Source organism: Alteromonas sp. 5NW40-0090, assembly GCF_057552975.1.
Window position 1 is genome coordinate 205,993 of sequence record NZ_BAAJLT010000008.1, and the last position, 12,247, is coordinate 218,239.

At 46.6% G+C, this 12,247-nt stretch carries 13 protein-coding genes; 8 read left to right on the forward strand and 5 right to left on the reverse strand.

The window, feature by feature from the left end:
- The 8 genes from AC27KT_RS11810 to AC27KT_RS11845 all read left to right on the forward strand — a co-directional run bounded on the left by AC27KT_RS11810 (position 1) and on the right by AC27KT_RS11845 (position 7,729).
- On the forward strand, positions 1 to 282 hold the full coding sequence (locus AC27KT_RS11810) for a hypothetical protein (RefSeq protein ID WP_487130173.1): 282 nt from the start codon (positions 1 to 3) through the stop codon (positions 280 to 282).
- Positions 283 to 344: 62 nt separating this feature from the next.
- Complete coding sequence (gene recO, locus AC27KT_RS11815) at positions 345 to 1,058, forward strand: DNA repair protein RecO (RefSeq protein ID WP_487130175.1); 714 nt, start codon at positions 345 to 347, stop codon at positions 1,056 to 1,058.
- 165 nt (positions 1,059 to 1,223) lie between these two features.
- The gene (pdxJ, locus tag AC27KT_RS11820) at positions 1,224 to 1,961 is read left to right on the forward strand and encodes a pyridoxine 5'-phosphate synthase (RefSeq protein WP_487130177.1); all 738 of its coding nucleotides are present in this window, start codon (positions 1,224 to 1,226) and stop codon (positions 1,959 to 1,961) included.
- A gap of 27 nt (positions 1,962 to 1,988) precedes the next feature.
- Complete coding sequence (gene acpS, locus AC27KT_RS11825; protein ID WP_487130179.1) at positions 1,989 to 2,369, forward strand: holo-ACP synthase; 381 nt, start codon at positions 1,989 to 1,991, stop codon at positions 2,367 to 2,369.
- Positions 2,370 to 2,470: 101 nt separating this feature from the next.
- The gene (gene rlmD / locus AC27KT_RS11830) at positions 2,471 to 3,931 is read left to right on the forward strand and encodes a 23S rRNA (uracil(1939)-C(5))-methyltransferase RlmD (RefSeq protein ID WP_487130181.1); all 1,461 of its coding nucleotides are present in this window, start codon (positions 2,471 to 2,473) and stop codon (positions 3,929 to 3,931) included.
- A gap of 12 nt (positions 3,932 to 3,943) precedes the next feature.
- Positions 3,944 to 6,127 carry a GTP diphosphokinase gene (relA, locus tag AC27KT_RS11835; protein ID WP_487130183.1) on the forward strand — a complete coding sequence of 728 codons (2,184 nt, stop codon included), beginning with the start codon at positions 3,944 to 3,946 and terminating at the stop codon, positions 6,125 to 6,127.
- Positions 6,105 to 7,058: a nucleoside triphosphate pyrophosphohydrolase gene (gene mazG, locus AC27KT_RS11840; protein WP_487130185.1), complete on the forward strand. Its 954-nt coding sequence runs from the start codon at positions 6,105 to 6,107 to the stop codon at positions 7,056 to 7,058. The genes relA and mazG overlap by 23 nt, the downstream gene beginning before the upstream one ends.
- A gap of 302 nt (positions 7,059 to 7,360) precedes the next feature.
- Positions 7,361 to 7,729 (forward strand): YbaN family protein, encoded by a 369-nt coding sequence (locus AC27KT_RS11845; protein WP_487130187.1) that lies wholly within the window; start codon positions 7,361 to 7,363, stop codon positions 7,727 to 7,729.
- A 5-nt stretch (positions 7,730 to 7,734) separates the two neighbouring features.
- Here the strand turns inward: AC27KT_RS11845 and AC27KT_RS11850 are convergent, their stop codons facing one another.
- From AC27KT_RS11850 to AC27KT_RS11870, 5 genes are all read right to left on the reverse strand, one after another.
- On the reverse strand, positions 7,735 to 8,901 hold the full coding sequence (locus tag AC27KT_RS11850) for a hydroxymethylglutaryl-CoA reductase (RefSeq protein WP_487130189.1): 1,167 nt from the start codon (positions 8,899 to 8,901) through the stop codon (positions 7,735 to 7,737).
- Between the two features lie 207 nt (positions 8,902 to 9,108).
- Complete coding sequence (locus tag AC27KT_RS11855; protein WP_487130191.1) at positions 9,109 to 9,756, reverse strand: tetratricopeptide repeat protein; 648 nt, start codon at positions 9,754 to 9,756, stop codon at positions 9,109 to 9,111.
- 188 nt (positions 9,757 to 9,944) lie between these two features.
- Positions 9,945 to 10,646 (reverse strand): tetratricopeptide repeat protein, encoded by a 702-nt coding sequence (locus AC27KT_RS11860; protein ID WP_487130193.1) that lies wholly within the window; start codon positions 10,644 to 10,646, stop codon positions 9,945 to 9,947.
- A gap of 15 nt (positions 10,647 to 10,661) precedes the next feature.
- A complete protein-coding gene (locus AC27KT_RS11865; RefSeq protein ID WP_487130195.1) occupies positions 10,662 to 11,507 on the reverse strand; it encodes an SDR family oxidoreductase in 846 nt (281 codons plus the stop codon).
- 65 nt (positions 11,508 to 11,572) lie between these two features.
- Positions 11,573 to 12,244: an iron-containing redox enzyme family protein gene (locus AC27KT_RS11870; RefSeq protein ID WP_487130197.1), complete on the reverse strand. Its 672-nt coding sequence runs from the start codon at positions 12,242 to 12,244 to the stop codon at positions 11,573 to 11,575.
- Positions 12,245 to 12,247 lie beyond the last annotated feature (3 nt).

A 12,247-nucleotide genomic window follows, 5' to 3' on the forward strand; every position in this document is an offset into this window, starting at 1 on the left:
GTGAAAAGCGAAAGACAAAAGCTGGTGGAAAAGCATAATCAGCTGAATCAAACCGACAATGCTAAAGTGATTTCCCACGTTCAGCGAGAAGAGAAAGACAGCGACTGGGTACGCCACACCATTATGCTAGAAGGCATTGATGTCCCTTTTATCTACCGGCGTAAACAGCAATACCAAAGCTTAAAAGGCGCGCGAGTAAACGTAACCTACTATCGCCACGTTGAAGAGGTGGCTGGCATTGAGTTTGAAACCATGAAAGTGGTACGAATTAAGCGCAGCTGATATTAACGTTGCCACAGGCACCACGTCGACAACAATTAACACACAGTGAGCAACAATGAACAATGAATAATGAATGGTTAAATGCCTATGTTCTGCATAGACGCCCTTACAGGGAGACCAGCTATATTGTTGACTTTTTTACCCTAGAAGAAGGGCGTGTTAGTGCGGTGGCGAAAGGGGTGAAGAACAGTAAATCAGACAAGAAAAGCCTACTTCAACCTTTTCAGCATCTTCGTTTACAGTTAAGCGGAAAGTCAGAGTTAAAAAACTTACGTCACGTTGAAAGCGTTTCGCCTTCCATCAACCTTGTGGGCACGGCGTTATTTTGCGCCATGTACGTTAACGAGCTAACTAATCGCGTTATGCCGGCAGGGCTTGCCAGCGATGGCGTTCACAATGCTTATGAAAATGCGCTGCTGTCTCTTCGAGATGAAAGCGACATAGAAGTGACCTTACGTCAGTTCGAATTTGCACTGCTTGACGAAATGGGGCTGTTACCCGATTTTACTACCGACGTCGAATACGAAATGCCTATAGAAGAAACCGGTAGCTATCATTTTCAGATAGACGCAGGGTTTGTGCGACTGCCTGACGATATGGCTGGTCCTCGCGGTATGCGAGGCTTTCCTGGACAAGCGCTGCTTAGTTTGTCACAGGGGGAATTTACGCCGCTTAGTAAAAAAGTGGCTAAGGTGCTTTGCCGGGACTTGCTGAAACCGCTAATTGGTGAAAAGCCACTTAAAAGCCGCGAGCTTTTTATGCCCAAACCGCGGTAATAGCATTAAATTATTTTCTCTTAACTCAAACGCTTAATAAGCACGTTCTACAAAAAAATTTGCTACAATTGCGACTTTCCTTAAAAGGGTATTTTTACCCTTAAAGCAACGTATTAAACAGGAAGAGCAGGCCTCTTCTATCGCTCTTACAGGTTAGGTGGTGAAATGAGCACGATTTTATTAGGCGTTAACATCGACCATATTGCAACGCTACGCAATGCGCGCGGTACGCATTACCCAGACCCAGTGCACGCTGCGGATATTGCCGAGCGTGCAGGTGCAGACGGCATTACCGTTCACTTACGTGAAGATCGCCGTCATATCAAAGACCGCGACGTACGTATTTTAGCGCAAACCATTAATACCCGGCTTAATCTGGAAATGGCAGTAACCGATGAAATGCTGGCTATTGCAGAAGAAGTAAAACCTGTTTTTTGCTGCCTAGTACCAGAAAAACGTGAAGAGTTGACCACTGAAGGTGGCCTCGATGTAGCGGGAAATATCGAGAATATTAAAGCAGCGTGCGAGCGACTTGCTAATGCCAACATCTTAGTGTCTTTATTTATCGACGCAGATAAAGCACAGATCGATGCAGCGGCAGCATGTAACGCCCCTTACATCGAAATTCACACCGGACAATACGCAGAAGCTACCAGCGAAGAAGAACAGCATAAAGAGCTAGCGCGCTTAGTTGAAGGTATCGAGTACGCCGATAGCTTAGGGCTTAAAGTGAATGCAGGTCACGGCTTGCACTATCACAATGTTAAGCCTATTGCGGCTATCCCTCAGTTAATCGAACTTAATATTGGCCACGCTATCATTGCTCGCGCCGCGTTTGATGGCCTTCATACGGCTGTAGCTGATATGCGTAAACTTATGCTAGAAGCACGAGCGGGCATTTAACCTTAAATTCAAAAGGGTGTAGATAACGTGGCGATTGCAGGGCTAGGTACTGACATTGTAGAGATAGCGCGACTTGGTAAAGGTGACGGTGCTAATGAACGCTTAGCCAAGCGAGTACTTACGCCTGCCGAGTGGCAGCAGTTCAGCGAGCATGGTACGCCGGTTCGCTTCTTAGCCAAACGTTTTGCCGCCAAGGAAGCGGCAGTGAAGGCCCTTGGTACAGGAATTGGAAACGGGATCAGCTGGCAGCATATAGAAGTGCGCAATAACCATTTAGGTGCGCCAGAGCTTCATTTTTCTGGCGAGTTTGCTGCAATGTGCAAAAGCCGAGGTATCACGCGAAGCGTGATCAGTATTTCAGATGAGCAGCATTATGCTGTCGCCACCGTTATACTAGAGTCTGAATAGAGCAACTGCCCCTAACCCACGTAGGCGACTTCTATTTGGTGAGCGCGCGCAAAAACCTCTACTAACATCAAACCACGTAAAGCAAGTAACCGGAGTCACACTTGGCAAACCTTTTTAAACAATCTCGTAGCAAGCAAAAAGGCAAAACGTCGCTTACTGAGCGTGGCGCTTCAAAAAAAGGGAATGCCAGAGCCAACGCGCAGGTCGCAGGACTTCGATTTGGGAAAAGCAAAAAAGCAGCGGATACCAGTGAAAGTCAAAAGCCTAACACGGTCACCATTGAAGATTTGGACTGGATGGGCAATGGCGTAGTGCGCGGCAATCCGATGGTATTTGTTGAAGGTGCTCTTGTAGGAGAAACCTGCGACATAAAGGTGGTATCTAGCAAAAAGAAAGTCATAAACGCCAAAGCGACAAACATTCATTCGCCAAGTGGAGAAAGACAAGCGCCTTTTTGCCCTGTGTTTGATGCATGTGGTGGGTGTCAGCTACAGCATATAAAGCCCGATGCTGCCCTTAAGCAAAGAGATAACGCCCTTAAAGTGATGATGGAACGTCAATTGGCAATGAAAGCAGACGTTTGGCAAGCGCCGTTAGTGGGGCCGCGCCCTCAATATCGCAGAAAAGCAAGGCTGGCTATAGATGCCCGCAACCCCAATCAAATTAAGTTGGGTTTCCGTGAAGCTAATAGCAACAACGTTATCAATGTAGAAACCTGCCCAATACTGGTCGACCCGCTATCTAAACTTATTGGTCCTTTACGAGATGTGCTTACAGGGTTCGAGTCAGCGCGTCATATTGGGCATATCAGCCTTATTGCAGGCGACAACACCTCGCACCTTGTTATTAAACACACCAAAGTCCTTGAAGCTGAGCTTATTGATGCAGTGAGCGAATTGGTGAACACGAGTTCATCGGTTGGTGACTACGGTATTGAATTAAAGCTTGAAAATAAGCATGGGCAAATTCGCGGTGTAGGCCATGACACTGACATAATTATGAACACAGTAAATGGCTGCTCAATTTCCCCAAGTGCCAACGACTTTATCCAAATTAATAAAGTGGTTAACGAAAAAATGATTAACCAGGCTATAGGCTGGCTAAATCCTAAGCCTAACGAGCGTATAGCCGACTGGTTCAGCGGTCTGGGCAATTTTACTTTGCCTATTGCTAAGTTAGGTGCAAAGGTTCAGGCGGTAGAAGGTGTGGCAGAGATGGTGCGCCGCGCCAAAGACAATGCACAGCAACAGGGCATTGAAAATGTTGAGTGGCTGCATTTAGATTTGGCCGATAAGACCAACGTCGAGGCTTCATTACAGCTGGGCTTTGATAAGGTACTACTAGACCCTTCAAGAGAAGGGGCGTTGACCGTTTGTCATGCGCTTGTAAAAGCACTACCAAAAACGATAGTGTATGTTTCTTGCAACCCAAGTACGTTTTCTAGAGACGCCAAGGTGTTGATAGACGGAGGTTATGAAATGGAAAAAGCGGGCATAGCAGAAATGTTCCCCTTCACCCATCACATGGAAATGATGGCCTTGTTTACGCGAAAGCAGCAGTAACGAGTAAAGGATATGGTATCAACAAGAAAGGTCCACGAAGCCGACCGCCCGCCCTTTGAAGCGTGGTTAGATAGTCTTGAGTTAAGTACAGAAACAAAAGAAAAACTAAGTGCAGTGTCATCTATTCCCGAGCGACTGTTGGTTGGTCAGGAAATGGTTGAGATTTTGTGTCAGCTCAACATGGATGATGCAACGCTTCAGGCGGCTTTGGTTTTTCCATATTGCGAACAGCACGCCTTAAGTGAAGACGATATTTATGAAGAATTCGGCGGAGAAATACGCGACCTGATCGTTGGTGTGCGCCGAATGGATGCCATTAAATCGTTACATGCGCGTAAAGTGAATGGCTCTGGCTTTGCCGAAAAGTCAGACGAGCAGCATATAGACAGTATTCGCCGCATGCTGCTTGCGATGGTAGAAGATGTGCGTGCTGTTGTGATCAAAATGGCGGAACGCATTTGCGCATTGCAACAGGTCAAAAAAGCCGACGAAGAAACCCGTGTTATGGTGGCCCGCGAATGTGCCAGCATCTATGCGCCATTGGCAAACCGCTTGGGCATTGGCCAGTTAAAATGGGAGCTTGAAGATCTCGCTTTCCGCTATCTACACCCCATCACCTACAAGCAAATTGCAAAGCAGTTGGACGGCAAGCGCAGAGAGCGCGCAGAGTACATAGAGACTATCGTAGGCGACTTGCAAGGCTTGCTTGATAGCGAAGAAATTCGCGCAGAGGTTTACGGCCGCCCTAAGCATATATTCAGCATTTGGAAGAAAATGCAGAAAAAGCGCCTTACGTTTGAGCAGCTTTTTGATATTCGTGCAGTGCGTATTATTGCCGAGCGACTTCAAGATTGTTACGCCGCGCTTGGTACGGTTCACGCAAGCTACAAACACCTACCGAACGAATTCGACGACTATATCGCAACCCCCAAACCTAACGGTTACCAGTCTATTCACACGGTTATCGTGGGGCCTGAAGGGAAGTCGGTAGAGATTCAAATTCGCACGCAGAAAATGCATCAGGATGCAGAGCTGGGTGTGGCTGCACACTGGAAATACAAAGAAGGCAGCACGGGCAAGCAGTCAGGCTATGACGAGCGCATAAACTGGCTTCGCCGCATACTTGCATGGCAAGAAGAAGTGGCGGAATCCGGCGATTTGGTTGAAGAACTTCGCAGCCAGGTGTTTGACGATAGGGTGTACGTGTTCACACCCAAAGGCGATGTTATTGACCTTCCCCAAGGCGCTACGCCGCTCGATTTTGCTTACTATATTCACAGTAATGTGGGCCATCGCTGTATTGGCGCAAAAGTGAATGGGCGAATAGTACCTTTCACTTATTTACTGCAAAGTGGCGATCAGATAGAAGTACTTACCGGAAAAGAGCCAAACCCAAGCCGCGACTGGATGCACCCAGGCCTAGGCTATGTGCACTCATCACGGGCCCGTGCCACTATTCATTCCTTCTTTAAAAAGCAGGATAGAGACAAAAACCTTGCTGCCGGTAAGGAGCTACTAGAGCGCGAACTTCAGCGTGCTCACTTGCCTGCCAAAGTACCCAATGAGGCGTTTGAGAAGTTTAACTTACAAAACCTCGATGACTTGTACACCGCGGTAGGTGCCGGTGATGTACGCGTTATGCAGGTGATTAACTTTATTCATCATTTGCAGGAGCCGCCAGCCCCAGAACCCGAAATTAGTCCTAAGGTTAAAACGCGCAAAACTGCAGCTGGATCAGGCAAGAAAGATGCTGTGGTGGTGCAGGGCGTGGGCCACTTAATGAGCCAGCTGGCGAACTGCTGTAAGCCGGTTCCCGGCGAAGCTATTTTAGGCTATATCACACAAGGCCGTGGTGTAAGCGTTCATAAGGAAAGCTGCGACCAGCTGCAGCATTTGTTATCACAGCACCCAGAACGTCAAATAGAAGTGAATTGGTCACAAGAGCTTAAAGTGGGCTTTGAGACAGGTATCGATATATTTTGTCACGATAGAACTGGCCTGTTGCGCGATATTACTACGGTATTGGCGAATGAAAACGTGCCGCTTTTAGGCGTGAACAGCCTAAGTGATAAAAATAGACAGACGGCGCTTATCACTATTTCGATAGAGGTTCAGGACCTCGAAACGGTGTCTAAAGTGTTAACCCGATTGCGACAGCTTAAAGGCGTGACCGATGCAAAACGCAAACAAAGCTAAGCTTAGCGAAATGCAGCGGCTGCTTAAAATTATGGCGCAGCTGCGCGACCCGCAATCTGGGTGCCCGTGGGATGTAAAACAAACCATGGAAAGCCTAACTCGCTACACCATAGAAGAAGCCTACGAAGTGGCTGATGCTATTGCCACTGGTGATATGCACGACATTAAAGATGAGTTGGGTGATTTGCTATTTCAAGTGGTGTTCTACGCGCAGATAGCCAGCGAATCGCGTGCATTTTCTTTTGACGATGTGGCGAAAAGCATTAGTGATAAGCTCGTGCGTCGTCACCCTCATGTGTTTGCTAATTCGCATGCATCTGAGAGCGAAGGCGATACAAATGAAAACCTCACGGTCGAACGCACCCAATTGAACGACAGTGCTTTAAACTCCCAGTGGGATGCTATCAAAGCCCAAGAAAAGCAGCTTAAAAAGCAGCGTTTAAAGCAAAACGACGCAATAGAAACCAGTATTCTAGATAGCGTACCCAAAGGTATGCCGGCACTCATGTACGCGCAAAAGCTGCAGAAAGCTTGCGCAAAGGTAGGGTTTGATTGGCCTGATGCCGCACCTGTCATAGATAAAGTGCGTGAGGAAGTGGAAGAAATTCAGCAAGAGCTGGATTTCAAACAGCGAGCACAAGGGGCACTGAGTACGGGTGTCGCACCTTTAAACAGTGGCGTGCCCGACAACCAACAAGCCATTGAAGAAGAAATTGGTGATGCACTTTTTGCCATGGTTAACTTGGCAAGGCATTGCAAGGTAGATGCTGATACCGCACTTAGAAACGCCAGTAACAAGTTTGCTAACCGTTTTAAAGGCGTAGAGCGCTTGGCGGCTGAACAGGGCGACAAGCTCGACGCATTGACGCTTGATGAAATGGAAGCGCTGTGGCAGCAGGTTAAGCAGTCGTCTTCTTCCAACATTGAATAAATGGTGTACGCTGTGACCTAAAAACGTTCCCAATTATTAATCTTACCGTCAACTTTGTGAGCTGAAGGTGCGCGGCTAATTTTTGAGTTGCGTTAAGCTTGGCCCATAAAATTAGACCAATGTAGATGGAAACTTCATTATTTTGGCGTATGGTTATAGAGTAGGTTTGATTTACGACAAAGCAATATAGATCCACTTTATCTAATATCTGAGTATAAATTTGGCATATTGGAAGGGTGTGTCGCTGGTGTTAAGTCATGACACTTACCAAGGAGTTGGACTGAATTGGGCGTTAGTATTTCATGAAAAAAGTACTGTATTTATCACTCGGGTTGTTTTTTACCCTTCTAGGTATTATTGGTGCATTCTTGCCGGTAATGCCAACAACTGTTTTTTTGATAGGTGCGCTTTTTTGTTTTACTCAATCTTCACCGCGCCTTGAAAACTGGTTACTTCAACACCCTAAATATGGCCCCAGTCTTGTTGCGTGGCGAAAACATGGTGCAATTTCGAAAAAAGTGAAATGCATAGCGTGCTGCAGTATGTTGGTGAGCTTTATTCTGGTTTGCCTGTTCGCATCAATGCCTATTCCAGCTTACGTAGGCATAGGTCTATTTATGGGAATAGGCGCGTACTTTGTTGTTACGCGCCCCAACGTTCCTGCTGTTTAGCGCCTTTAACGGTTCCTACCTAGTCGCTCGTGACTGCTTACCCATTCATCCGCTACAACAGCAGAACCCAGAGACAGATCGCCACATAGCACCGTCGCGGCAACAATTTCCGCAAACTTGTTAACACTACCTCTTTCTGTGCAGCCAAGTACGCTTAAACATTCATTTTGTGTAGCCAGACCCGTTCCACCTCCATAGGTAGCAACGATGAGCGATGGAATAGTCACAGAGAAGTAGTAGTCTCCATTTGGCGTAATTTCAGCGTAGGTAAACCCCGCCGACGACTCAGCCACATTAGCGACATCTTGCCCGCAAGCGATAAACATGGCGGTTATGCCGTTAGCGAAATGTGCACCATTGTTAACGCTACCTGCCATTAGTGCGCCCATATTTGAATATTGGCGCTGTTTAAACAAAGCCTCTGGCGGGCAATGCATAATCTCCGTCATAAGTTTTTTTGGCAGGGTGATTTCTGCAACAACACGTTTTCCTCGGGTATGCAGCGAGTTTAAGTGCGAGTGCTTTTTATCGGTATCAAGGTTAGCGGCCAGTACAAAGTGCTCGATAGGGCGTGGGTAGTTCGCTTGTATCCACTCACAACCCGCTTTAGTGGCTTTACTTACCATGTTCTGACCAGCCGCATCGCCGCAGGTGAAATTGAATCTTAGCCAGCGAAGCTTAGACGCAGCATACTGCTCAATATCCCTGAGCTTGCCCACGCTGGTGGTACTATCACAGGCTTGTTTAATGGCTTCAAAGTTTTGCTCGACCCACCTGCCAAATGCGAGTGCTTCACGTGCATCGGAAAACGCAAACATGGGCGCTCGCTGCATAGCGTCGTCAATAACGGTGGTAGTTATGCCCCCAGCCTCTCTTGTTAAGCGCATGCCTCTACTGTAGCTGGCGGTCAAGGTGCCCTCTGTTGTTGCCATTGGAACGTAGAACTCACCTTTGGCGTGCTCTCCGTTCACTAGCATCGGGCCTGCAAAGCCGATAGGAACCTGTGCAACGCCTGCGAAGTTTTCTATGTTTCCCGACAAGGTTTCGGGCGGTATAGAGTAGTGTCCTAAGTGATTTAGCTGAGTGCCGGTTTCGCGCGCAATAAACTCGCGGCGTGTTCGGCTCATGTCATCGGTATAGTCGTTGTCTGAGGAACGTGGGATTTTAGGCATTGGGCCACTCCTTTTTTCTTTCATAATAGGAGTGCTGATACCGAATGAGAACTGTTTACAATTTATACATGAGGATAAGTGCCACCTATGTATGCGCTTTTTATGTAGAAAGGCGTTAAATTCACCTTTCTACACGCAAAAAGCGGGGATATTGCTTATTTCGAACTCATTTGCGACGCGCGATAGCCCCGCATAAAGCAAATGATACTATGCTTTTTTATCCAATTTTGCCTGAAGTATAGCAATCTCTTCTCTACGTTTTTTATCGGCTAGAGGGCGGTTGGCTTTTTCAGGCGCGTTTTGAGCACGGATTAAAAACCCTTGGGCTTCTTCGTATTCACCATCGTCGAAAAGAAACTCAGCATAAAAGAAGTTTTGGTCCATACCTTTTGGGTTAATTTCCAATGCGCGCTTAAATAATTGTTTTGCCTTCTTATCGCTTCCAAAGCTAACTGGCCAGCCTGGTACTTTGTGATAAAGTGCCGCTAAAACGGTTAACGCCGTGCCGTCTAGCACCGTTTCTTCTTTGTCAATGGCGCGTTCCAAATTTTCCTTCGCACTTTCAGCAAAGTCCAGGGCACCTAAACCGCCTTTCGCACTTGCAGTACTTGATTGAGAGATAGCTAGCCAGGTCAGTGCTTCAGCGCTATCTTCTGATTGCTCGACTAACACTTTCGCCTGCGCTATCAGTGTAGAAAATGCCTCTAATTGGGCTTCACCTTCTAGCTCATAGTTCGTTTTTGCCCACGCGTGTTGCAACGGTAGTAAATCAGGGGTGCTAGCATGAACCCTAGATATCGACAACGTAGTAATAAGGATGAATAGAAAAGGAGAGAAGAAATTCTTTTTCTGCATGAAAAGTCGCCTTTATAAGATAGAGGTAGTTAGGAATAAGCGAGATAACTCGACGAAATTGTTAGTAATTTCATGAATTATCGTTGAATCGGCGGCTAATCTAACGGTATTTGCAGCGAAAATCTAATACTTGTTGAAAATGGAAAGGCAATAAGAGCATTGCCTTTCCCTGTATACCTTTAGGGTGACTAACTTTTTCTCGCTATTTTCGCTTCCAATAAAGCGATCTCTCTTTTGCGACCTGAATCTGCAATAGGACGATCAGCGCGCGCTGGGGCGTCGAGCGCTTTCTTGGCAAACTTGAGCGCTTGCTCGTATTTTCCATTATCAAACAAATACTCGGCGTAGAAATAGTTGGGGTCTATCCCGTCAGGGTTTATTTCAAGTGCATGCTTCAGCAATTTCTCAGCTTTTTTGTCGTTACCAAAGCTAATAGGCCAGCCCGGAAGCTTATGGTACAGCACGCCTAGACTGGTCAGCGCTGAGCCCGAGAGTGCATTTTCATCTAGTCGCATTGCATGTTCGAAACTCTTACGAGCATCCTTTGCGTAGTCCAGAGCACCAAGTCCCCCCTTTGTACCGGCTGTACTGGATTGAATTATGCCTTGCCAAATCAATAACTCGGGGTTATTGGGTTCTGCCTTTACGAAAGATTTAGCGGTATTAATAAGGGCGACGAATGCTTTTTCCTTTTCTGCATCATCAAGTTCATAGTTAATATGTGCCCACTGATGCTGAAGTGTCTTTAAAGGGCTGGTTGCTGTTTCGCTTAAGGCTGATGTCGGCGCTGTACTTTCTGTGACTTCGTTAGCTTGAGCCATAGCAGTGTGACCTAATGCCAGACCGAGTCCCAGAATTACCGTGGAGCTAAGTGTGGTTAATTTCTTCATAATAATGTCCTCGTGTTAAACCAGCTTACTACCTAGGCGGGTATCGTTTTGAGCGCTGGTCTGTTTGTCTTGTGATTGCGTTTTTTGAAAGGCATAGCGTTTAATTGTTGGAAGTTTCTTCGCCAACGCGTTATCAACAACACTGGGAACTAGCGCGTTAAGTTTGGCAAAAAAGCGTTCAGCACGTCCTAGCGCCACTCTTGGCAAATTGTTTTCTAACTGTTTAATAAATGCTTGTGCTACTGCATCAGGCTCGTCTGTCTGGTTGCCCAATGCCTCATTTAGCGCATTAGCGCGTTCGTCATTTATATCGGTACGCGTTGCGCGTGGCGCTAGATAGTGAAATTTAATTTTGCTATCGCTGAATTCTCTGTGCATGGCTTCCGTCCAGCCTTTCAAAGCGAATTTAGTTGCGCAGTAGGTTCCGTGCGCAGCAAAACCTATGCTTCCAAAAGCAGAGCCTACATTCACAACGTGCGCAGACGGTCTACCTTCGAGTAACGGCAGTAGGCCTTGGGTTAGTAGCATCGGAGCCAGCATATTTGTCGACACAATTGACTCTATAGGGGTGCCCTCAAACTCGCCCACATAGGTAATGCCAGCATTGTTAACCAGAATACTTAAAGGAAGTCGTTGGCAGGCACTTACTACTCTATCTCTGCCTTCATCTGACGTAATGTCAGCCACAATGGCAGTATGATGAAGGGTTAAACTTTGTTGCAGCTGTTCGAGCTTCGCCTTACTTCTGCCAGTTAGGATAATGTGCGCCCCTTTTTCATCAAGCGCCTTGGCTATTGCTTGACCAATACCGCCAGTTGCACCTGTAAGAAGTACCACTTGATTACGCCACTGAATATTCATTGTATTTACCTTAACGTGTTAGCAATTTACCTCGGGGGATAAGCACCAGAGGTAAACCCTTGAATTCAAGCAACCTGTTCCAAGCCGTGTTCAGGTGTTAATTCGCGAAAGATATCTCCGTATAAGCGATAAAACATGTTCGCGCTGTGAATGATCATTTGCTGCTCTTTGGGGTCAGTAATTTTGTTCATAAGCCCTTCAAAGAAAACAATGTGCTCTTGGTCTAGCGCACCGTGAGAGGTAAGGTATTTAAACGCTGATTTAGGCAGTGATAACTTGTCTTTGATTTGTTTTGCAGCCGCGTCGGCAAGCGCAATACTTGTGCCCTCTAAAACGAATACCATGCCGAAGAAATACAGTGGGCTTTTGCGTGCTATTGCATCAAAAGCATAGGCAACCATTAATTCGGTGGCGGGTGCAGGCTGACTTTTCCTCGCCTGTTCTTTATCAACGCCACAGGTTGCAAGGTCGTTAAGGATCCACTCTTGGTGACCCATTTCTTCTTCAATGTATTCACCAATTGCTTCTCTTAGCCATTCCTTATCTTCGTTGAGTTTGGCACCTGTCGCCATAAGTAGGGGAACAGTAAACTTAACGTGATGATAAGCCTGTTGAAGAAAGGCAATATAGTCGTTCAGGTTAAAATCACCGTTAAAGCAGCTTTGTATAATCGGCGCCTGTAAGAATGACTGTCTGGCATGTTCGGTGTTGCTTTGAAGTTGCTGATAGAAATTCATAAA

Excerpts from the sequence above, each read along its gene's own strand:
- recO (WP_487130175.1), top strand. The coding sequence starts at position 345 with ATGAATAATGAATGGTTAAATGCCTATGTTCTGCATAGACGCCCTTAC.
- pdxJ (WP_487130177.1), top strand. The coding sequence starts at position 1,224 with ATGAGCACGATTTTATTAGGCGTTAACATCGACCATATTGCAACGCTA.
- relA (WP_487130183.1), top strand. The coding sequence starts at position 3,944 with ATGGTATCAACAAGAAAGGTCCACGAAGCCGACCGCCCGCCCTTTGAA.
- mazG (WP_487130185.1), top strand. The coding sequence starts at position 6,105 with ATGCAAAACGCAAACAAAGCTAAGCTTAGCGAAATGCAGCGGCTGCTT.
- AC27KT_RS11845 (WP_487130187.1), top strand. The coding sequence starts at position 7,361 with ATGAAAAAAGTACTGTATTTATCACTCGGGTTGTTTTTTACCCTTCTA.
- AC27KT_RS11850 (WP_487130189.1), bottom strand. The coding sequence starts at position 8,901 with ATGCCTAAAATCCCACGTTCCTCAGACAACGACTATACCGATGACATG.
- AC27KT_RS11855 (WP_487130191.1), bottom strand. The coding sequence starts at position 9,756 with ATGCAGAAAAAGAATTTCTTCTCTCCTTTTCTATTCATCCTTATTACT.
- AC27KT_RS11860 (WP_487130193.1), bottom strand. The coding sequence starts at position 10,646 with ATGAAGAAATTAACCACACTTAGCTCCACGGTAATTCTGGGACTCGGT.
- AC27KT_RS11865 (WP_487130195.1), bottom strand. The coding sequence starts at position 11,507 with ATGAATATTCAGTGGCGTAATCAAGTGGTACTTCTTACAGGTGCAACT.
- AC27KT_RS11870 (WP_487130197.1), bottom strand. The coding sequence starts at position 12,244 with ATGAATTTCTATCAGCAACTTCAAAGCAACACCGAACATGCCAGACAG.